This is a genomic window from Staphylococcus sp. SB1-57, assembly GCF_017086425.1.
Lineage (GTDB): Bacteria > Bacillota > Bacilli > Staphylococcales > Staphylococcaceae > Staphylococcus > Staphylococcus warneri_A.
On sequence record NZ_CP070964.1, the window covers coordinates 1,818,632 to 1,841,179 of the forward strand.

23 protein-coding genes are annotated in these 22,548 nt (G+C 32.7%); 14 read left to right on the top strand and 9 right to left on the bottom strand.

Annotation, left to right across the window (positions count from 1 at the left end; genetic code table 11):
- Nucleotides 1-3 precede the first annotated feature (3 nt).
- On the bottom strand, nt 4-579 hold the full coding sequence (locus tag JX000_RS08965; RefSeq protein WP_002450797.1) for a TVP38/TMEM64 family protein: 576 nt from the start codon (nt 577-579) through the stop codon (nt 4-6).
- 222 nt (nt 580-801) lie between these two features.
- Nucleotides 802-2,133 carry a glucose-6-phosphate isomerase gene (locus JX000_RS08970; protein WP_206140642.1) on the bottom strand — a complete coding sequence of 444 codons (1,332 nt, stop codon included), beginning with the start codon at nt 2,131-2,133 and terminating at the stop codon, nt 802-804.
- A 320-nt stretch (nt 2,134-2,453) separates the two neighbouring features.
- Here JX000_RS08970 and JX000_RS08975 point away from each other — a divergent pair, with 320 nt between their 5' ends.
- From JX000_RS08975 to JX000_RS08995, 5 genes are all read left to right on the top strand, one after another.
- A complete protein-coding gene (locus tag JX000_RS08975) occupies nt 2,454-3,656 on the top strand; it encodes an argininosuccinate synthase (protein ID WP_002450799.1) in 1,203 nt (400 codons plus the stop codon).
- Nucleotides 3,649-5,028, top strand: a complete 1,380-nt coding sequence (gene argH, locus JX000_RS08980) for an argininosuccinate lyase (RefSeq protein ID WP_002450800.1) — start codon at nt 3,649-3,651, stop codon at nt 5,026-5,028. The genes JX000_RS08975 and argH overlap by 8 nt, the downstream gene beginning before the upstream one ends.
- 163 nt (nt 5,029-5,191) lie before the next feature.
- Nucleotides 5,192-6,130: a glycerophosphodiester phosphodiesterase gene (locus JX000_RS08985; protein ID WP_075778077.1), complete on the top strand. Its 939-nt coding sequence runs from the start codon at nt 5,192-5,194 to the stop codon at nt 6,128-6,130.
- Nucleotides 6,131-6,380: 250 nt separating this feature from the next.
- On the top strand, nt 6,381-7,304 hold the full coding sequence (locus JX000_RS08990; protein WP_182463871.1) for a glycerophosphodiester phosphodiesterase: 924 nt from the start codon (nt 6,381-6,383) through the stop codon (nt 7,302-7,304).
- A gap of 67 nt (nt 7,305-7,371) precedes the next feature.
- A complete protein-coding gene (locus JX000_RS08995) occupies nt 7,372-7,665 on the top strand; it encodes a TfoX/Sxy family protein (protein ID WP_075778076.1) in 294 nt (97 codons plus the stop codon).
- A gap of 83 nt (nt 7,666-7,748) precedes the next feature.
- On the opposite strand, the gene JX000_RS09000 is transcribed toward JX000_RS08995, so the two are convergent.
- From JX000_RS09000 to JX000_RS09020, 5 genes are all read right to left on the bottom strand, one after another.
- On the bottom strand, nt 7,749-8,993 hold the full coding sequence (locus JX000_RS09000; RefSeq protein WP_002450804.1) for a Glu/Leu/Phe/Val family dehydrogenase: 1,245 nt from the start codon (nt 8,991-8,993) through the stop codon (nt 7,749-7,751).
- A 108-nt stretch (nt 8,994-9,101) separates the two neighbouring features.
- Nucleotides 9,102-10,292, bottom strand: coding sequence for an ornithine--oxo-acid transaminase (locus JX000_RS09005; RefSeq protein ID WP_023374987.1), 1,191 nt, complete (start codon nt 10,290-10,292; stop codon nt 9,102-9,104).
- Between the two features lie 391 nt (nt 10,293-10,683).
- Nucleotides 10,684-11,811 carry an NADH-dependent flavin oxidoreductase gene (locus JX000_RS09010; protein WP_075778074.1) on the bottom strand — a complete coding sequence of 376 codons (1,128 nt, stop codon included), beginning with the start codon at nt 11,809-11,811 and terminating at the stop codon, nt 10,684-10,686.
- 244 nt (nt 11,812-12,055) lie between these two features.
- Nucleotides 12,056-12,436, bottom strand: coding sequence for a S1 domain-containing post-transcriptional regulator Ygs (ygs, locus tag JX000_RS09015; protein WP_002450807.1), 381 nt, complete (start codon nt 12,434-12,436; stop codon nt 12,056-12,058).
- Between the two features lie 301 nt (nt 12,437-12,737).
- Nucleotides 12,738-13,331 (bottom strand): peptidylprolyl isomerase, encoded by a 594-nt coding sequence (locus tag JX000_RS09020; protein WP_002450808.1) that lies wholly within the window; start codon nt 13,329-13,331, stop codon nt 12,738-12,740.
- 65 nt (nt 13,332-13,396) lie between these two features.
- On the opposite strand from JX000_RS09020, the gene kapB reads away from it, so the two are divergent.
- The 8 genes from kapB to mnhG1 all read left to right on the top strand — a co-directional run bounded on the left by kapB (nt 13,397) and on the right by mnhG1 (nt 19,678).
- Nucleotides 13,397-13,777: a sporulation phosphorelay system protein KapB gene (gene kapB / locus JX000_RS09025; protein WP_002450809.1), complete on the top strand. Its 381-nt coding sequence runs from the start codon at nt 13,397-13,399 to the stop codon at nt 13,775-13,777.
- Between the two features lie 129 nt (nt 13,778-13,906).
- Nucleotides 13,907-16,330 carry a Na+/H+ antiporter subunit A gene (locus tag JX000_RS09030; RefSeq protein ID WP_107546800.1) on the top strand — a complete coding sequence of 808 codons (2,424 nt, stop codon included), beginning with the start codon at nt 13,907-13,909 and terminating at the stop codon, nt 16,328-16,330.
- The gene (gene mnhB1 / locus JX000_RS09035; RefSeq protein ID WP_002450811.1) at nt 16,311-16,739 is read left to right on the top strand and encodes a Na+/H+ antiporter Mnh1 subunit B; all 429 of its coding nucleotides are present in this window, start codon (nt 16,311-16,313) and stop codon (nt 16,737-16,739) included. Before JX000_RS09030 ends, mnhB1 begins: the two co-directional genes overlap by 20 nt.
- A complete protein-coding gene (mnhC1, locus tag JX000_RS09040) occupies nt 16,739-17,086 on the top strand; it encodes a Na+/H+ antiporter Mnh1 subunit C (RefSeq protein ID WP_002450812.1) in 348 nt (115 codons plus the stop codon). Before mnhB1 ends, mnhC1 begins: the two co-directional genes overlap by 1 nt.
- A complete protein-coding gene (gene mnhD1 / locus JX000_RS09045; RefSeq protein WP_206140643.1) occupies nt 17,073-18,572 on the top strand; it encodes a Na+/H+ antiporter Mnh1 subunit D in 1,500 nt (499 codons plus the stop codon). Before mnhC1 ends, mnhD1 begins: the two co-directional genes overlap by 14 nt.
- A complete protein-coding gene (mnhE1, locus tag JX000_RS09050; RefSeq protein WP_075778071.1) occupies nt 18,572-19,051 on the top strand; it encodes a Na+/H+ antiporter Mnh1 subunit E in 480 nt (159 codons plus the stop codon). The genes mnhD1 and mnhE1 overlap by 1 nt, the downstream gene beginning before the upstream one ends.
- Nucleotides 19,051-19,344, top strand: coding sequence for a Na+/H+ antiporter Mnh1 subunit F (gene mnhF1, locus JX000_RS09055; protein WP_002450815.1), 294 nt, complete (start codon nt 19,051-19,053; stop codon nt 19,342-19,344). Before mnhE1 ends, mnhF1 begins: the two co-directional genes overlap by 1 nt.
- Nucleotides 19,322-19,678, top strand: a complete 357-nt coding sequence (gene mnhG1, locus JX000_RS09060) for a Na+/H+ antiporter Mnh1 subunit G (RefSeq protein WP_002450816.1) — start codon at nt 19,322-19,324, stop codon at nt 19,676-19,678. Before mnhF1 ends, mnhG1 begins: the two co-directional genes overlap by 23 nt.
- A gap of 82 nt (nt 19,679-19,760) precedes the next feature.
- Here mnhG1 and bioB read toward each other — a convergent pair whose 3' ends face one another.
- Nucleotides 19,761-20,738, bottom strand: coding sequence for a biotin synthase BioB (gene bioB / locus JX000_RS09065; RefSeq protein ID WP_002450817.1), 978 nt, complete (start codon nt 20,736-20,738; stop codon nt 19,761-19,763).
- Between the two features lie 210 nt (nt 20,739-20,948).
- On the opposite strand from bioB, the gene JX000_RS09070 reads away from it, so the two are divergent.
- Nucleotides 20,949-22,109: an NAD(P)-binding domain-containing protein gene (locus JX000_RS09070; protein ID WP_075778070.1), complete on the top strand. Its 1,161-nt coding sequence runs from the start codon at nt 20,949-20,951 to the stop codon at nt 22,107-22,109.
- Between the two features lie 43 nt (nt 22,110-22,152).
- Here the strand turns inward: JX000_RS09070 and JX000_RS09075 are convergent, their stop codons facing one another.
- Nucleotides 22,153-22,527 carry a PaaI family thioesterase gene (locus tag JX000_RS09075; protein WP_002450820.1) on the bottom strand — a complete coding sequence of 125 codons (375 nt, stop codon included), beginning with the start codon at nt 22,525-22,527 and terminating at the stop codon, nt 22,153-22,155.
- Between the last annotated feature and the right edge of the window lie 21 nt (nt 22,528-22,548).

Here is a 22,548-nt window from a genome sequence, read left to right on the forward strand (position 1 = left end):
TTTTCACTCCTTAGTAGAGCCCATAAAATGCTTTTCTACTCTTTTACTGATAAACCAAAGTATGATGAAAAAAAGTATAGTCACAATTGCTCTTATCGGATTAGTGAAAATAGTCGTTACTTCTCGTCCCATTATCCCTAATACAGTGATAGAAATCAATTTAGATAAAGTTAGTACAATAAAATAATACTTTGTCTTAATATGTGAAAGGCTTGCTACGACATTAATCAAGGTATTTGGTGTAAATGGAAAGCATAATAATATAAATAATGGTATTAAACCTTGTCTATCAATAAAACTAATTAATCGTTGTACAGATCGCTTAGTTTTAAATTGCTTCATCTTATTTGTGTTGACTAATCGCTTGAATATTAAAAACATAGTAAAAGTACCGGAAACAATACCTAGCCAACAAATGATAATACCTACGATTGCACCATATGTATGCATTATTAATATGACATATAACGTTAGTGGTAATATTGGAATAATCGCACGAAAATAAATGAGCACAAAACCTGGAATATATCCAAATTGCCGAAATAAATCAAACCACTCTTCTAACTGTTCAAACGACAAAATCCCAAATCCTTTCTTCGGTAAACATTACTATATTTATTATAGTTGTAATTATAGCTTTTTGAAACAACTATCTTTTTTGAATTTAATAAATACATCTTAAGACCTAGATTATTCTCAATATCAATATAAATACCGATGAAACTTAATATGTTCCATCGGTATGATTTCAATTATATTTTAATATTTAAAATTAATCATGTTTGCTTTGCAATTGATACCTTATAATCTTGCTTCAAGGTCTTTCTTCATATCTTCAAATCCTGGTTTACCAAGTAAAGCAAACATATTTTGTTTATATGCTTCTACACCAGGTTGATTGAATGGATTGACACCTAATTGATAGCCGCTCATAGCACAAGAAAGTTCGAAGAAGTAAACGACATAACCAAATGTTTCTTCATCTAATTGTGGAATGTTAACAACGATATTTGGAACGCCACCATCAGTATGTGCTAATAATGTACCTTCAAACGCTTTTGTATTAACTTCATCAATTGTTTTACCAGCAAGATAATTTAATCCATCTAAATCGTCACTATCTTCTTCAATAGTAAGATCATGTTTTGGATGATTCACTTTTACAACTGTTTCAAATAAGAAACGACGACCTTCTTGTACGTATTGTCCTAATGAATGTAAATCAGTTGTGTAGTTAGCACTTGAAGGATAAATACCTTTAAAGTCTTTACCTTCTGATTCACCGAATAATTGTTTCCACCATTCATTGAAATATTGCATTGAAGGTTCATAGTTAATAAGCATTTCAGTTGTATAACCTTTGCTATACAGAAGGTTACGGATTGTTGCATATTGATAAGCAATATTTTCTTCTAATTTGTCAGAAGATAATTCTTTACGTGCTTTTGCTGCACCAATCATCATTGCTTCAATATTAATACCTGCAGCTGCGATTGGTAATAAACCTACAGCAGTTAAAACTGAATAGCGACCACCAACATCATCAGGTACTACAAATGTTTCATAGCCTTCATTCGTAGCTAATTGTTTCAATGCACCTTTTTGCTTATCAGTTGTAGCAAAGATACGTTTTTTAGCTTCTTCTTTACCATATTTATTCTCAACTAATTGTTTGAATAAACGGAATGCAACTGCTGGTTCTGTAGTTGTACCAGATTTAGAAATAACATTTACAGAAAAATCTTTGTCAGCTAAATAATCTACTAACTCTTTTGTATAGCTTGAAGATAAATGATTACCTACAAACACAATTTCAGGATAGTCATTATTTGTTCTGAATGAAGATGTTAGCATTTCAATAGCAGCACGTGCACCAAGGTATGAACCACCAATACCAATAACAACTAACACGTCAGAATTTGCTTTAATACGTTTAGAAGCTTCTACAATTCTTGAAAACTCTTCTTTATCATAATCAACAGGAAGGTCTACCCAACCCAAGAAATCATTTCCTGCACCAGTTCCTTCATGTATCGTTTTGTGTAATGTCTTCACGATATCTTTTTGTTGTTCTAATTCATGTTCTCCAAAAAATTCTAAAGTCTTACCATAATCTAATTGAATATGAGTCATCTAAAAAGCCTCCTAAGTTTTACTACTTTAATTCTACTAAGTTTGTATATGCTATTCAATTCACAAGTCTCTATTTTATATTCAAAAAGTGAATTTTCAGTGTCATCTTCTTAAATCATCAAAACACCACCCTCCCTTTATACAATTTTCTAAAAATTATTAATTAATCAAAATACCTACAAATCAACCATTACATGTATTTCGGTTCTAAAAAGTTATACCTAAAATGTATATTTATGTAGTTTTATGGTTTATTTTTCATCAAGAATTTGCTATGATGAATTTATATTAAAATTCTGAAAATAATTTGAGGTGTAAATATGAAAGAGAAAATCGTTTTAGCATATTCCGGAGGATTAGATACAAGCGTTGCAGTACAATGGTTAATTGACAAAGGATACGATGTAGTCGCTTGTTGTTTAGATGTAGGAGAAGGTAAAGATTTAGACCTTGTTCATGACAAAGCATTAAAAATGGGTGCTGTAGAATGTCACATCATTGATGCAACAAAAGAATTTAGTGATGATTATGTTAGCTATGCTATTAAAGGGAATTTAATGTATGAAAATGCATATCCATTAGTATCAGCATTATCTCGTCCCCTAATCTCTAAAAAGTTAGTTGAAATTGCTGAAAAAACAAATTCAGTAGGTATTGCTCACGGATGTACAGGTAAAGGTAATGACCAAGTACGTTTCGAAGTTGCTATTAAAGCCCTTAATCCTAACTTAAAAGCATTTGCACCAGTAAGAGAATGGGCATGGAGTCGTGAAGAAGAAATTGATTATGCTATCAAACATAATATTCCAGTTTCTATTAACTATGATTCACCTTATTCCATCGATCAAAATTTATGGGGTAGAGCTAACGAATGCGGTATTTTAGAAGATCCATATGCTGCTCCCCCTGAAGATGCCTTCGATTTAACGAATGCATTAGAAGATACACCTGATGAAGCTGATGAAATTATCCTTTCATTTAAAAATGGTGTACCTGTTCAAGTTGATGGTAAAGATTACAATTTAGATGACTTAATCCTTTATTTAAATGAATTAGCTGGTAAACATGGTATTGGTAGAATTGACCATGTTGAAAATAGATTAGTAGGTATTAAATCAAGAGAAATCTATGAAACACCAGGTGCGGAAGTCATCTTAAAAGCACATAAAGCATTAGAAACAATTACGCTTACTAAAGACGTGGCACACTTCAAACCAGTCATTGAAAAGCAATTTTCTGAACAAGTGTACAATGGTTTATGGTTCTCACCATTGACTGATAGCCTTAAACAATTTATAGACAGTACACAACAATATGTTGAAGGTGACGTAAGAGTTAAATTATTCAAAGGCAATGCGATTGTAAACGGCAGAAAATCACCATATACACTATATGATGAAAAACTTGCGACTTATACTAAAGAAGATGCCTTTAATCAAGAAGCTGCAGTAGGATTTATCGATATTTATGGTTTACCAACACAAGTCAATGCTATGTTACATGGAGGCTATAGTAATGAGTAATAAAGCTTGGGGAGGCAGATTTGAAGCACAACCAGAAGAATGGGTTGATGAATTTAATGCTTCAATTGATTTCGATCAAAATCTAATCGATCAAGATGTACAAGGCAGTATTGCACATGCTACAATGCTCGCTAATCAAAATATTATTAGTCAAGATGAAGCCCATACAATTATCGAAGGGCTAAAAGCAATACAAAAAGACGTACATCAAAATAAAATCGAATTCAAAGCGTCATTAGAAGATATTCATTTAAATATTGAACATGAACTGATTCAACGTGTTGGTGAAGCTGGGGGTAAACTTCACACAGGAAGAAGTAGAAATGACCAAGTAGCTACAGATATGCATTTATATACTAAAGAAGAAGTAAGTGGCATTATTGAATTAATTAAATCATTACAACAAACAATACTGACAATTGCTAACCAACATGTCGATACGATTATGCCAGGTTATACGCACTTGCAACGTGCACAGCCTATTTCATTTGCACATCACATTATGACTTACTTTTGGATGTTAGAACGTGATAAATCACGTTTCCAAGATAGTATGAAAAGAATCGATATCTCCCCTCTTGGTGCAGCAGCATTAAGTGGGACAACACATCCTATTGATCGTCATGAAACACAAGAATTACTCAATTTTAGTGCAGTTTATGAAAATAGTTTGGACGCAGTAAGTGACCGTGACTATATTGTTGAAACTTTGCATAATATCTCATTAACTATGGTTCATTTATCAAGATTTTCTGAAGAAATTATCTTTTGGTCTACAGATGAAGCTAAATTCATTACTTTATCTGATGCCTTTTCTACAGGGTCATCCATCATGCCTCAAAAGAAAAATCCTGATATGGCTGAATTGATTAGAGGTAAAGTTGGACGTACCACAGGACATTTAATGAGTATGTTAGTAACACTCAAAGGATTACCATTAGCTTATAACAAGGATATGCAAGAAGATAAAGAAGGCTTATTTGATGCGATTCATACCATTAAAGGTTCATTAAAAATATTTGAAGGTATGCTAGATACTATGACGGTAAATACCAACCGTTTAAATGAAACAGTTACTAAAGATTTTTCAAATGCTACTGAATTAGCAGATTATCTAGTAAGTAAGAACGTTCCATTTAGAACAGCACATGAAATTGTTGGAAAAATCGTCTTAGATTGTATTAATAAAGGTATTTATTTACTTGATGTACCTTTAGAAGATTATCAATCACATCATGAAAGTATCGAAGCTGATATTTATGACTTTTTAAAGCCTGAAAATTGTTTAAAACGTCGTAAAAGTTATGGTTCAACAGGTCAAGATGCTGTTAAACACCAATTATCAGTTGCACAACAATTAATAAATTCATAATATATTTAGCAAGGAGAGACAAATTGTCTCTCCTTGTTTTTCTCTCCAATCCTCTCCTCTTCCAACATAAAACCTAAAACAACTGTTTTAAATTATAATTATATTGCCTGTCAACTTATAGTATAATAATCAAGTATTCAAAAATTATTAGAAAGGGCAATCTATGTTTAAACATCCCAAAACTACTTTATTTTTATTATTTTTTATATTTTTGTCTTTCATTGGTCTGTTTATTTATACTTACTTCCAAAACACTCGTGTTAAATCTGAACAGTTCAATAACAAAGCCAGTCAACATTCAAAATGGCATACCAATCCCACACAAGAAACATTTGTAACAATTGCACATAGAGGCGCGAGTGGTTATGCGCCTGAACATACACTTAATGCCTATGATAAAAGTCATCATGATATTGGCGCCTCATACATAGAGATTGATTTACAAAGAACAAAAGACGGCCAACTCATAGCGATGCATGATGATTCAGTTGATCGAACTACTAATGGTCATGGCAAAATCAAAGATTTAACGCTAGCACAAATTAAAGAACTAAACGCTGGTGAATGGTTTAATCAATTACATCCTGAAAAGGCTAAACCAGAATATCAAAATGCCAAAGTACCAACCTTAGATGAAATACTGTCAAGATATGGTAAACATGCAAATTATTACATCGAAACAAAATCACCTAATGTTTATCCAGGTATGGAAGATCAACTTTTACAAACACTTCAAAAACATGATTTATTAAATAAAACCTCTTTAAAAAATGGTCATGTTATGATTCAATCCTTTTCTGAAGATAGTCTGTTAAAAATCCATCATCAAAATAAGTCTATTCCGTTAGTTAGATTATTAAAAAAACACCAATTACAACAAATGACAGATAAAGACTTAAAATATATTCGCAAATACGCAACAGGCATTAGTCCAGAATATACTGACTTAAATGAATCTAACACTGTTCATTTAAAAGATTTAGGTTTTATCGTACATCCTTTTACTGTAGATAAAAGTGCTGATATGAAACGATTAAATCGTTATGGTGTCGACGGTGTCTTCACCAACTATGCAGATAAATATAAACGTATTTCACATTAAGATAAATGCATATCATAAAGCATAACTACTCAATATTTTTAAAACTTCAACAATGTAAATGGTTTGTTAATTATTAATATATTTTGAAATGAATATTAAGTTCTTTATAGTTGTTTAATTATTCAGTAAATTCTATTTCTCATATTTAAAAATATTGCCATGATAGTAGTAACACTCAAATTGAAAGGATGTTATTACTTTGAAATTAAATAAATGGGTATCTGTTGGAGTTGCAATAATCACTTTATCTATGCTAAGTGTCAGTACACCAGCACTTGCAAGCGGAGATGGTCAATCAACACAAACATCAGATTCAACTGAAAATCAAACACAAACTCAAACATCTAATCATACTAATCAAAGTCATTCGCAATGGCAGAAAAATTTAACTGGTGAAGCTCACACGACAATTGCTCATAGAGGTGCAAGTGGTTATGCTCCTGAGCATACATTTAATGCCTATGATAAAAGTCATAAAGAATTAGGAGCGTCATACATAGAAATTGATTTACAAAGAACGAAAGATGGTCATCTCGTTGCCATGCATGATGAAACCGTTGATCGTACTACTAATGGACATGGACGAGTTGAAGATTATACATTAGCAGAGTTAAAGAAACTCGATGCTGGTAGTTGGTTTAACAAACAACATCCTGACCTTGCTAAATCAGAATATAACAATGCAAAGGTCCCTACTTTGGATGAAATTTTAAGTCGTTACGGTAAAAACGCTAATTATTATATCGAAACAAAATCTCCTGATGTTTATCCAGGTATGGAAAATCAATTAATTCAAAGTTTAAACAAACATGGTATGTTGACTGATCAATCACTTAAAAATGGTCATGTCATTGTTCAATCTTTTTCTGAACCTAGTCTACAAAAAATGAAACAATTAAATCCTAATATTCCTTTAATTCGTTTATTAGATAAAGGCGAGTTACCTTTCCAAAGTGAAGCAGATTTAAAACGTATTAAGTCTTATGCAGTTGGTGTAGGGCCTGAATATACAGATTTAAATGAAAAAAATACTAAGCATTTAAAAGATTTAGGATTCCTAATACATCCATTTACTGTTAATGAAGAAGCAGATATGCAACGTTTGAATGACTATGGCATTGATGGTGTATTTACCAACTATGCAGATAAATACAAAAATTTAAACCAAAAATAGCAATACTTATAAATCATTGTGTATACTAACGTTAGATTCATACTTTTAACTTAAGGGTTGTGAAAACATGGCAACATCTGAAAATATACTCAATCGATTTATGCAATACATGAATGAAGATCATATTACGACTCGTAAAATGATGGGAGAATATATCATATACTATGATAAATGTGTAGTTGGTGGATTATACGATAACCGATTATTGATTAAAACGACACCTTCTTCGTCAGAAATATTGAATGATTGTGAATTGGTTGTGCCCTATCCAAATGCCAAACCAATGATTCATTATCTAAATATTGAAGACAGTGAAACTATTTTAAAAGTCTTGCAACAAGTTAAAAATGATTTAAATTAAACAAAAAACATTCACTCAACAATTTCTGAGTGAATGTTTTTATTTTATATGAAAGTAGGTTTAACCGATATTAATAAAGGCTGTTATGCCCATCCACGATATCTAGCTGCTTCTGCTGTACGTTTGATACCAACAATATAGGCTGCTAAACGCATATCGATCTTTCTGTTTTGTGATAATTCATAAATTGTATCGAAAGCAGTAATTAATTTTTCGCGTAATTTTTCATTAACTTCTTCTTCAGTCCAATAGTAACCTTGATTGTTTTGAACCCATTCGAAGTATGAAACTGTTACACCACCTGCACTAGCTAAAACATCTGGTACTAATAAGATGCCACGTTCAGTTAAAATACGTGTCGCTTCAGGTGTAGTTGGTCCGTTTGCAGCTTCAACCACGATACTTGCTTTAATATCATTAGCATTTTCTTCAGTAATTTGGTTTGAAATCGCTGCTGGAACTAAGATATCACAGTCTAATTCGAATAATTCTTTATTTGAGATTGTCTCTTCAAATAAGTTTGTTACAGTTCCGAAGCTATCTCTTCTGTCTAATAAATAGTCAATATCTAAACCGTTAGGGTCATGTAAAGCACCGTAAGCATCTGAAATACCAACTACTTTCGCACCTAAATCATATAAGAATTTAGCTAAGAAACTACCTGCGTTACCAAAACCTTGGATAACCACTTTAGCATCTTTAAGATCCATGCCTTTACGTTTAGCTGCTTGTTCAATTGCAATAACAACGCCTAGTGCAGTTGAACGGTCACGTCCTTGTGATCCACCAAGTACAATAGGTTTACCAGTGATAAATCCTGGAGAATTGAATTTATCTAGTGCACTGTATTCATCCATCATCCAAGCCATGATTTGTGAGTTAGTGAATACGTCTGGTGCTGGAATATCTTTGTTTGGTCCTACGAATTGTGAAATCGCTCTAACATACCCACGAGATAAACGTTCAACTTCATGAATACTCATTTGACGAGGGTCACACACGATACCACCTTTACCACCGCCGTATGGTAAATTAACAATGCCGCATTTTAATGTCATCCACATTGATAATGCTTTAACTTCTTCTTCGTCAACATCTGGGTGGAAACGCACTCCCCCTTTAGTTGGACCTACTGCATCATTATGCTGTGCACGATAACCAGTGAATGTTTGAACTGTACCATCATCCATACGCACTGGAATACGTACTTGTAAAAATCTTAGTGGTTCTTTGATTAGATCGTACATACCATCATCAAAGCCCAATTTATGCAAAGCTTCTTTAATAATTCCTTGAGTAGAAGTCACTAAATTATTATTCTCAGTCATGATCCTTTTCGCCTCTTTTTAACTAATGATTTCGCTTTCATTTATTATTGTAACACAACTTTATCCTTTTTAAAGGGGTTGCAAAATGATTGTTACAACTTTTTGAACTTATTTAAAAACTTGTTTAATTTTTTCAATTGCAAGGTCTAATTCTTCTTTAGTAATAACAAGTGGTGGTGCAAATCGAATAACTGTATCATGTGTCTCTTTACATAATAAACCTAATTCTTTTAATGATTCACAGTATGGTCTTGCATTCTCAGTTAATTCAATTCCGATGAATAAGCCACGGCCACGTACTTCTTTAATTGAAGGATGTTCGATTTTTTGTAATTCAGATTTGAAGTATTCACCTAATTCTAATGAACGGCCAGGTAAGTCTTCATCTACAATGACATCTAAAGCAGCTAGTGACACGGCACAAGCTAATGGATTACCGCCAAATGTAGAACCATGTGAACCTGGTGTAAATACATCTAAAACTTCTTTATCAGCTAAGACAACGGAAATTGGCAGTACGCCACCGCCAAGCGCTTTACCTAAAATGTATACATCTGGTTTAACATTATCCCAGTCTGTGGCAAATAGCTTACCTGAACGGCCTAACCCAGCTTGGATTTCGTCTGCTATAAATAAGATATTATGCTCATCACATAATTCTCTGATTGCTTTTAAATAACCTTCTGGTGGCACATTGATACCAGCTTCGCCTTGAATAGGCTCTACTAAAATTGCTGCAGTATTATCAGTGATTGCTGCTTTTAATTTTTCTACGTCACCAAAATCAATTTTACGGAAACCATCTAATAATGGACCATATCCTCTTTGATATTCTGCTTCAGACGATAATGACACGGGTGCCATTGTACGACCATGGAAGTTACCATTGAATGCAATGATTTCTGCTTTATTTGGTTCAATACCTTTCACATCATAAGCCCAACGTCGTGCTGCTTTTAATGCTGTTTCAACAGCTTCTGCACCAGTATTCATTGGTAATGCTTTATCTTTACCTGATAATTCACAAATTTTCTTGTACCATTCACCTAAATTATCACTGTGGAAAGCACGTGATACTAATGTTACTTTCTCTGCTTGATCTTTAAGTGCCTGAATAATTTTAGGATGTCTATGCCCTTGGTTTACTGCTGAATATGCAGATAGCATATCCATATATTTATTACCTTCCGGATCAGTTACCCATACACCTTCTGCTTCGGCAATGACGATTGGAAGCGGTACATAGTTATGTGCTCCATAGTGATTTGTTAATTCAATAATTTGTTCTGACTTAGTCATAATATCTCCCCTTTGTTTAATAAATACTAAAGCTAGTTACAAATATCATAACTGATTTCCAGTGGCTCTCAAACAGATTACATTAATATATTTCTAAATAGTCTCATTTTATTAAAGTTGTAATTTTTCTATCTCTTATTACAACATGTATTACTTAAATTTTTATATTTTGAAAGCCCTTACAAATATAATGACACATGCCCGCTATGTTGTACAAGTAAAAGTTTAAAAATTCGTCATAATATATCTTTTATTGTTTCTAAAACCTTATAGTGACACCTTTTATTGATTTTACAATATACCAAAAATTCTATAAAAGTGTATAAAAAAAGCTAGAAATAATCATTGGTAAATGATCTTTTCTAGCTTTAAATATATTGCTTTAAATATATTATTGATCTTTTCTAGGTAAAGGATAAAAACCATTATTAAATTGTTGCCATAATTTAGGTGGTAATTCATGATTATCTTCACGTTCTGGATCAAAATAGCTTATAATTTCAGATTCTCTACCTTCTTTAATTTTCCCTACAAAATCATAATCAAGTAGAATCTCACGTCCTAAAGCTACTAATTCTACGCCAACATCTTCAACTGCATTTAAAGCATCATCAGCAGTAAATACTGATCCAATACCGATTAATGGCATACGTCCATTAATCCATTTATGAATAAGTTCTAATCTATTTTGTCCTTCATACTGTCCATCACGTGTTTTAGAATAAATATCCATAATTGATACATGAATATAATCTATGTCTTTTTTAGTAATTGCATTAACTAATTCTTCAGTAATATCCATTGTAATACCTGGTGATTCCGCTTCTTCTGGTGACAAACGATATCCGACAATGAAATCATCAGATGCATAATCTTTTTTCGCTTTAAGCACTTCATCAATGACAGCCATTGGGAATTTCAAATTCTCAGCCCATATATCGTTTCTTCTATTGTAGTAAGGTGAAACAAATTGGTGGATTAAATAATGGTTAGCTCCATGAATTTCAACACCATCAAATCCAGCCTGTATAACACGTCGTGTTGCTTCACCGAAATCTTTAATCGTTTGTTCAATTTCTTCTGATGTCATTTCTCTTGCATCGTGTTCTTGTTTTTGGCCGAAACTTTTTAATGAAATTGGGCTTGGAGCAGCTACATCACCATCGGGCGTCAATTCAGGTAATGCTTGAGCCCCACCATGATGAATTTGAACTAATGCTTTAGCACCATTTTTCTTCATCGCTTGTGCAAGTTTTTTAAGACCTTCTATGTCTGCATCGTGAGCTACTGAAGGCTGTCCAGGAAATGCCTTACCAAGATCGTTCACATTACTCGCTGCATTAATCGCTAATCCGACATCTTTCGCACGCTTTTCAATATATGTTAATTCAACATCTGAAATTGTGCCATCGTCATTAGATGAAATGTGTGTTAAAGGCGCTAAAACGAACTTATTTTTTAATTCAACGCCATTTGGCAATGTCACACTTTCAAATAATGAATTATATTTACTATTCATAACTCTACCTCCAGATTAATAATAATGGAGACTATAACATGAAAAGATTTTATGCTCTATTTATTTGCTTATAGATTTTTTATATGAATCATCATCAAACAATCAAAGGGCTCTTTAGAGACTGAAGCTATACTTGTTCAACTTTCTCAAAATAAAAACGATAATATCCATCACAAAATAGATACTATCGTTTATATCATCCCTATATTCTTAGTATAAATATAACGAATATAATTACGTCACTTTAATCTTGACGTATAGTACGTTTAGACCGTTTGATCCAGACCGGTAAGCGTTCTTCAAGTGTTTGAAACCCATACTTTTCTGTTTCTTTTATTTCATCTAGCACCGACTGTTTTTCTTTTTTACGTTCATAATTTTTAAAGTAATCATTATCTTTTAAAGACAAGTTGAGTTTACCTTCTTCATCAATTGATAAAATCTTAGCTTTGACGACTTGTCCTTCAGATAGAAATTTCTTCAAGTTATGGACATAATCATCCATGATTTCAGAAATATGGATAAGTCCTTCAGTATGGTCAGGGGCCTCAACAAATGCGCCATACGGTTGAATACCAGTCACACGTACCTTAATATGTTGACCTTCTTTGTAGTGATTATTCAACTTGATAACCCCTTATTTCGTTTTTCTTAACACTATTATCATAGCATAAAACAAATTAAGGGACTAACTATAACGTTGAATTTTTTGAATTATTTTGAAATAGATCCTATGGAACTTTATTCATTCCCATAATGATAATAATAAAATGTCTGATAAAAATGTTGTGCCCCTCTATGTTATATAACATTAAAAAACTTCACGTTCAAAGTATGACTTTACTTGAGCGTGAAGTTTCTAATCTTTTTTAAATTGAAATTATCCTAAAATCATGTTTACGAATCGTTAAATACAAACAGTCACCTTATTCAGTAACATCGATAGATTCGATAACTACATCATGTACAGGTTTATCTTGAGGTCCTACTTTCGTATTCGCAATGTCTTCTAATGTTGTTTCACCTTCAACCATTTGACCAAATACAGTATGTTTTTGATCTAACCAAGGCGTACCTCCATTTTCACCATACGCTTTAACGATTGGTTCTGGCCAACCACCATCAGCTAATTGACTTAGCATATTTTGTGGTACTTCTTTCATTTGAACGATAAAAAATTGTGAACCGTTTGTATTCGGACCAGCATTAGCCATAGATAATGCACCATATAAATTAAACGCTTCTAACGAAAACTCATCTTCGAATGCACCACCATAAATGCTTTCGCCACCCATTCCAGTTGCAGTCGGGTCGCCGCCTTGTACCATAAAATCATTGATTACGCGGTGGAAAGTTACCCCATCATAGTAACCATTTTTAGCATGTGTAACAAAGTTTTCAACTGTTTTAGGTGCAATATTAGGGAATAACTTAAATGTCATGTCTCCTTTATTAGTATGCATTACAACTTTAATTTCATCTTCTTGTATCTCTTTATTTAACTGAGGATAGTTCGTCATTAAAATTCTCCATTCATGTTATGATATACGTATATATTAACACATTTGAAAGGAAGTAATATAGCATGTTATATCGATTTTCTCATAAGACAGGAAGCTACGGTGTTTCAATTAAAGAAGATACTGGTGACGACGTTTTAGTTCAAGTTGAACAAGTGATCAAACATCCTAAACAAGGTGATTTACACAATCCTAATGAATCGACAGGTGTATTTTTCCATGAACGTAAAGCATTAAGCCATTATGAAAAAAGATATGCTAAGCGTTCACAATTACGTGACTTTAATGTCGAAAAAATGTCATATGAAGATTCTCTTCAACAAGCTATTTCAAATTTAGAGTCACAATTAAAAGAAAAAAATGACGCACATGCAAAGCGTTCATTACAAAATTTAGAACAACTTAAAGCTGATTATACTATTCAATACAAACAAAATTTTCATTAAAAATTGACGTGTTTCTTCTTATTTAACAGTGGATAGAAATTCAGTAATTTCAAGCGTTCAGACGTTTTTCAGAATGATATGATTCATGTATAATGAATATCATAAACATTTTTAAAGGAGGACAATTTAATGAGTTTGTTACATATTGCGGTTCTATTACCGTTAATATTTGCACTCATTATTCCAATCCTATATCGCTTCTTCAAAAGAATTCACATAGGTTGGTTTGTATTACCTGTCCCCGTCGTCTTATTTATATATTTCTTATCCTTTATTACGACTACTTCGTCAGGTAATACCGTAATGAAAACTTTTAAGTGGATGCCACATATCGGTATGAATTTCAACCTTTATGTTGATGGATTAGGGTTGTTATTCAGCTTACTGATTACTGGTGTCGGCAGTTTAGTTGTCTTATACTCCATTGGTTATTTAAGCCAATCAGAACAATTAGGGAATTTTTACTGTTATTTATTACTTTTCATGGGTGCAATGTTAGGCGTTGTTCTTTCAGATAACCTTATTATTTTATACTTATTCTGGGAGTTAACTTCGTTCTCAAGTTTTTTACTTATATCATTTTGGAGAGAGAAACAGGCTTCCATTTATGGGGCTCAAAAATCTTTAATCATCACAGTTTTTGGAGGACTTAGCCTTTTAGGTGGCATCATTTTACTTTCTGTAGCGTCAGATTCATTTAGTTTACATTATATTATTCAACACGTTGCAGAAATACAAAACAGTCCTTTCTTTATCCTGGCTATGATATTTATTTTAATTGGTGCATTTACTAAATCAGCTCAAGTACCTTTTTACATATGGTTACCAGATGCAATGGAAGCACCAACACCTGTTAGTGCCTATTTACATTCGGCAACAATGGTTAAAGCTGGTTTATATTTAATTGCAAGAATGACGCCCATTTTTGCTGTATCACAAGGCTGGATTTGGACAGTTACACTAGTTGGATTAATCACTTTATTTTGGGCATCTTTAAATGCAACAAAACAACAAGATTTAAAAGGTATACTAGCCTTTTCAACTGTGTCACAACTCGGAATGATCATGTCTATGTTAGGTATGGGTGCAGTTAACTATCATTTTGAAGGTCAAGATAGTCAACTTTATATAGCTGCCTTTACTGCAGCTGCATTTCATTTAATTAATCATGCTACGTTTAAAGGTGCGTTATTCATGATAACTGGTGCAGTCGACCATAGTACCGGAACGCGTGATATTAAGAAATTAGGTGGTTTATTAACTATTATGCCTATATCGTTCACGATTACTGTTATTACTTCATTAAGTATGGCAGGCGTCCCACCTTTTAATGGCTTTTTATCTAAAGAGAAATTCTTAGAATCCGTCATTGAATTAACACACGCGCATGTGATGAGTCTAAATACATTAGGCCTCATCTTCCCAATACTTGCCATTGTCGGAAGTATTTTTACTTTTGTCTATTCAATTAAATTTATTATGCATATATTCTTTGGAGAATATAAACCTAATCAATTACCACAACGAGCTCATGAAGCATCTATATTAATGCTTATTTCACCATCAATATTAGCTATATTAGTTATTATATTTGGTCTATTCCCTGGAGTATTGACACAATCGATTATTGAACCAGCGACAACATCAATGAGTCAAACAACTCAAGTAAGTGCCGAGTTTCACTTATTCCACGGTATAACACCGGCATTTATTACAACTATTGGTATCTACATCATTGGTATTTTACTCATCATAACGTTTGCTTATTGGATTAAATTATTACAGTCACAACCTAACCAACTTACACTTAATTACTGGTACGATCGAACTGGTAAAATAATGCCAACGTATTCTAAAAATATGACAAATAGCTATGTCACTGAATCTTCTCGAAATAATCTCGTGATTATCTTCGGTTTATTAATTTTATTAACTACAGTAATTTTATTAAGCGTTCCATTCACAATTAATTTCAAAGATGTCAGTCGCATTAGAATATTTGAAGTAGGCATCATTGTTTTACTTGTCATTGCTTCGTTCTTAATTGTCTTTGCTAAATCTCGTTTATTTAGCATTATTATGTTAAGCGCTGTCGGTTATTCTGTTTCAGTGTTGTTTATATTCTTTAAAGCACCTGACTTAGCATTAACACAATTTGTTGTAGAATCCATTTCTACCGCATTATTTTTACTATGTTTCTATTTCTTACCTAATCTTAACCGTTACAACGAAACACGATCATTTAAAGTCATAAATGCTTTAATTTCGGTTGGTGTCGGTCTTGTTGTGACGATTTTAGGATTAATTGCGTATGGCAATAGACACTTCGAATCAATCACTCATTATTATCAAGATCATGTTTACGATCTTGCTTCAGGTAAAAATATGGTTAATGTTATTTTAGTAGATTTCCGTGGCATGGATACTTTATTCGAATCATCCGTATTAGGTATCGCAGGTTTAGGTATTTATACAATGATTAAATTACGTATGAAACATCAACATCGTTCAGAAACAAGTGAGGTGAAACGTCATGAACAGACAGAAAAATGATTTAATGTTCCAATATACAGCAGTCATCATTTTCTTCATGGTTATGATGTTCGGCTTTTCACTATTTCTAGCAGGTCACTATACACCAGGTGGCGGTTTCGTTGGAGGTTTATTATTCTCAAGCGCTTTGGTTGTTATTGCCATTGCATTTGATATAAAGACAATGAGACGTATTTTTCCAATTGATTTTAAAATATTAATTGGTATCGGATTATTATTTTGCGTTGGTACTCCAATGGCAAGTTGGTTCATGTCCAACAACTTTTTTACACATGTCACATTTGACATACCTATTCCATTGCTAGCGCCCATGCATATGACTACCGCTGTATTCTTTGATTTCGGTGTCTTATGTGCCGTAGTTGGAACTGTAATGACTATTATTTTATCGATTGGAGAGAACGAATAGTGGAAATTATTATGATATTTGTTAGTGGTATCCTCACAGCAATTAGCGTCTATCTCGTTTTGTCTAAGAGTTTGATACGGATCATTATGGGGACTACGCTACTAACACACGCAGCAAATTTATTTTTAATAACAATGGGCGGATTAAAACATGGCAAAGCACCTATTTATGAAAAAGGCACGCAAAGTTATGTTGATCCAATCCCACAAGCACTTATATTAACAGCCATCGTTATCGCTTTTGCTACTACTGCTTTCTTTTTAGTTTTAGCATTTAGAACTTATAAAGAACTTGGTACAGATAACGTTGAAAGTATGAAAGGAGTTCCAGAAGATGTCAGAGAGTAATATGTTAGCTCTTACTTTAGTTGTACCAATTCTGACGGCAATATTACTCGTCTTCATTGGAAAAAGACCGCATATCAAACGTTATGTCGCATTAGTAGGTACAATCATTACATTAATAATTGCAATACTTAATTTAAAAAATGTCTTACAAGATGGACCTATTAAATTAGAATTAGGTTCATGGAAAGCACCCTATAGTATCGTTTTTGTATTAGATATTTTTAGTGCATTATTGATTATTACGAGTATTATCATTACTGCACTCATCATATTATATTCTTATCAATCTATTGGTGTTGAAAGAGAAACGTTTTATTATTATTTCTCTATTATGTTTATGCTTATTGGTATCATCGGTGCATTTACAACAGGTGATATTTTCAACTTATTCGTATTCTTCGAAGTATTCTTAATGTCATCCTACTGTTTATTAGTTATTGGTACGACAAAGATTCAATTACAAGAAACGATTAAGTATATATTAGTCAATGTTGTATCATCATCATTCTTTGTCATGGGTGTAGCGATTCTATACTCTGTCGTGGGCACTTTAAACTTAGCGCATATTAGTCAACGTTTGAATGATTTATCAGCACATGAAAGTGGCTTAGTAAACATTGTATTTATATTATTTATATTTGTCTTTGCTACAAAAGCTGGTGTCTTCCCTATGTATGTTTGGCTACCAGGCGCTTATTATGCGCCACCTTTCGCTATTATTGCATTCTTCGGTGCGTTATTAACAAAGGTCGGCGTCTATGCAATTGCTAGAACTTTAAGCTTGTTCTTTAACAATACAGTAAGTTTTTCTCACTATGTCATTTTATTCCTAGCTATCATGACGATTATATTCGGTTGCGTTGGTGCAATAGCATACTATGATACAAAGAAAATCATTCTATACAATATTATGATTGCTGTTGGCGTTATATTGGTTGGCGTAGCTATGATGAATGAAGCAGGTATGATAGGTGCTATTTATTACACTATCCATGATATGTTAGTAAAAGCATCTCTATTCTTACTCATCGGGGTCATGTATAAAATCACTAAAACTACCGATTTACGTTTATTTGGTGGTTTAATTAAACAATACCCAGTGCTAGGTTGGACATTCTTCATTGCTGCATTAAGTTTAGCCGGAATCCCACCTTTAAGTGGTTTTTACGGAAAGCTATATATTGTGAAAGCTACATTTGAAAAAGGCTTCTATATCACTGGTATCGTTGTCTTATTATCAAGTTTAGTTGTTTTATACTCAGTCATAAGAATTTTCTTAAAAGGATTCTTCGGAGAACCTAAAGGATATGACGTCACAAATAAAGCTAATACATTAGGTATGACTACCGTATCTATCGTAGCTGTGGTTATTACTGTGATATTCGGTTTATCAGCAGATGTGCTATACCCTATTATTAAAGAAGGCGCAACAACATTCTACGATCCAACTGTTTACATCAATAGCGTATTGGGGGGTAAATCATAATGGCAGTCCAAATTGTTATTAATTTATTAGTCTCAATCATATGGTTACTTATCTCTGATAGTTATACACTTAATAACTTTGTATTAGGCTATCTATTTGGTCTCATTTTAGTTTACCTACTCCACCGTGTGATGCCAGGTAAATTTTATCTCATACGTATTTATAGAATGATTAAATTAGTTTTCATTTTCTTACTAGAATTAATTAAAGCGAATTTAGATGTGTTGAAAATTATTTTAAAACCACATATTTCAAATAAACCTGGGTTCTTTGTCTATCACACAGACTTGAAGACGGATTGGCAAATCGTGTTACTGTCTAACCTGATCACACTAACGCCAGGTACTGTCGTCCTTGGAATTAGTGATGATCGTACAAAAATTTATATCCATGCCATTAACTTTAGTACTACTGAAGAAGAAACTGAAGGTATTAAATCTTCACTTGAAAAAGTAGTTAGAGAGGTGGGCGAACAATAATGATTACCAAAACATTAATAATTATTGCTTTAGTCATTGTCGTATTATCTATGTTAGCAATGTTAGTTAGAGTTATTTTAGGCCCATCTCTAGCCGACAGAGTTGTTGCATTAGATGCAATGGGATTACAATTGATGGCAGTTATTGCCCTTTTTAGTATTTTAATGGATATCAAATATATGATTGTTGTTATCCTACTAGTAGGTATTTTAGCCTTTTTAGGCACAGCTGTATTTTCAAAATTCATGGATAAAGGTAAGGTGATTGAACATGATCGAAACCATCATCATTAGTATTTCAATTATCTTAATTATGATTGGTGCACTTATTAGTGCGGTAGCAGCTATTGGTTTATTGAGGCTTGAAGACGTTTATTCACGTGCACATGCTGCAGGAAAAGCGTCTACTTTAGGTGCTATGAGTTTATTATTTGGGGCCTTTTTATACTTTATTGTTAAAGATGGTTATACAAATATGCAGTTAATTATAGGCATCATATTTGTACTAATCACTGGTCCACTTTCAAGCCATATGATTATGAAAGCAGCCTATAATATTAAAACACCCTACAGTAAAAATACTAAACAAGATGAAATCAAAGACGATTTAAAAGATAAAAAATTATAGAAATAAACAGCCAATCGGGATGTTATACATCAACCGTTTGGCTGTTTTATATTAATATGACATATTTGAATTGCAAATAATTTTAATGGGTGTCGTTATTAACAACATCAATTTCAAATCCTAAATCCTCTAACATCTCGTAATCCATTTGATTAGGCTGTCCACCAGTAATTAAATAATCTCCAACAAATATTGAATTAGCAGCTTGTAATGCTAAAGGTTGTAATGATCTTAAATTCACTTCTCGTCCACCTGCTATTCTTATTTCTTTAGTAGGATTAATTAATCTAAACATCGCAATAATTCGTAAACACTTTATTGGATTTAACTCATCCATATCTCCAAATTTAGTACCTTTAATCGGGTGTAAAAAATTAATAGGTATACTATCAGCATCAATCTTTTTTAATGCTAATGCCATATCAATGATATCCTCATTTGATTCTCCCATACCACATATTACACCTGAACAAGGTGATATATGATGTTGTTTCATAATCTCAACTGTATTAACACGATCTTTATACGTATGTGTAGTCACTACATTATCATGGTATCGTGCACTGGTATTAATATTATGATTATAACGATCGACACCTGCTTTTTTTAACCTTGCAGCTTGTTTTTCATTTGTTAATCCTAGGCACGCACAAATTCTTAATTGAGGATGAATACTTTTAATTTCCTCAACTGTATCGCAAATATGTGCAACCTCTTTATCACTTGGACCACGGCCACTCATCACAATACAATACGTTCCAATTTGATGTTCTCGTGCTACATTGGCACCATCTTTAATCTGTTCTTTATCAACTAAACTATATCTCTGTTTTTGCTTCATTTCTCTAGATTGACCACAATAGCCACAATCTTCAGGACAAATACCACTTTTAGCATTTAATATCATATTTAATTTTACACGTTTACCATAATAATGCTTTCTAATGTTATACGCTTCATGTAATAAATCCAATGTATCGATATGTTCATCTTCAAATATATGCATCCACGCTTCTTTAGAAAAATGCTCATTGTTTAAAATTCGTTCTGATAATGTCATCAGAAATCCTCCTCTTCTTAAAAAGTAATCACTCACCATATAAAGTCATTGACTTAACTTAGTATAATGTAAACTTAATTAAAATAAAAGTTTACATTATAAGCGTGATTCATCCTTTCAATATAAAAATTGTATTCATGTCACAAATATGCTACAATTTTACAAATCGAAACAATTACGTTTTATAAAAAATAAGAAAGAGTTGATAGTATGCAATGGACAATTATTGGTGGTGGCATTCAAGGAACAACCATAGCTTTAAAATTAAGACAAGCTGGTTTAGACGCTAAGGATTTAACAATCATTGATCCCTATCGTACATTATGTGAACAATTTAATAGTTATACACATCGTATTAGTATGCCTTTTTTAAGATCACCTTTTGTACACCATATACATCCAAAACCATTTCATTTAAAACAATACGCTAAATTAAATCAGTATACAGGGGCTACTTATGGGCCATATAAGCGTCCTCAACGCGATATGTTCATGCATCATACACATGAACTCATCCATCAATATCGTTTGAATGAAAGTCATATACAAGGAGCCGTAAGGCATATACATCGAGATAATCATCAACAATGGCAATTAGAATTAAATGATGGTCGAATATTGTCAACACAGTATTTAATCATTGCACACGGTTGCAATCATCGTGCCTATATCCCAGCTATGTATCATGATCAACCAGATATTCAACATATTTTTGATGAAGAAGAATCACAAATTAAAGAAAAACAAACATCTCATGTTGTAGGTAGTGGTATATCTGCTGCACATTTAGCCCTAAAATTAGTCAATAATGATGACAGTAAAACAGTACATTTATGGCTTAATAAAGATATTGAAATTCATGACTTTGACGCGGATCCAGGATGGTTAGGTCCCAAAAATATGAATGCATTCCTAAATATCGAATCTTCTGAAGAAAGAATGCGTATTATTCAAACAGAACGTCATAAAGGATCGATGCCTCATGAGTTATATCTGCGCTTAAAGAAAAAAATGAGCCAAGGTCGTTTAATCATTCATAAAAATGAGATTGAAGATATTAAAAATCATCATATCATTACTTCAAATGGCAAGATGTATTATGATCATATCTTATTGGCTACAGGATTTGAAAATACTGTCATGTCACAACCTATGATTCAAGATTTAGTTTTACATTTCAATGCCCCTATCGCACAATGTGGTTTCCCAGACATTACGCATGAACTAGAATGGCTACCACATTTATTTGTAGCTGGAGGTTTAGCTGATTTAGAACTAGGACCTTTTGGTAGAAACATTATGGGAGGCAGAGAAGCATCCGAAAGAATATACCAAGCGTTTATTCGCCTACAAAAACAACTCGCATCATAACATAATAAAAGCTACCGCTTCACAACGAAACGGTAGCTTTTATTTATTTCAATGGCTTAATAGCCATTGTTCCTCGCATTATACTAATTAATTGATTATTGTCATCTTTAATTTCAATATGCCATACCTGTGTTGATTTGCCTTGATGAATAATAGTAGCAATCGCAATCACTTTACCTTCTTTAACTGAATGAATATGATTAGCATTCATCTCTAAACCTAATGGAATATATTTAGACGTATCAATTAAGTTTGCTGCACCTAATGAGCATGCAGTTTCACCTAATGCTAAACTTGCGCCACCATGTAGATAACCAAACGGTTGTTTCACTTTATCTGTTACAGGCATTGAAATGACAACTTTACCTTCTTCTTCAATTTCAACATTCATTTCAAATGTTTCTAATAAATTGGTCAACCTAACACTCCTCTTTTTATA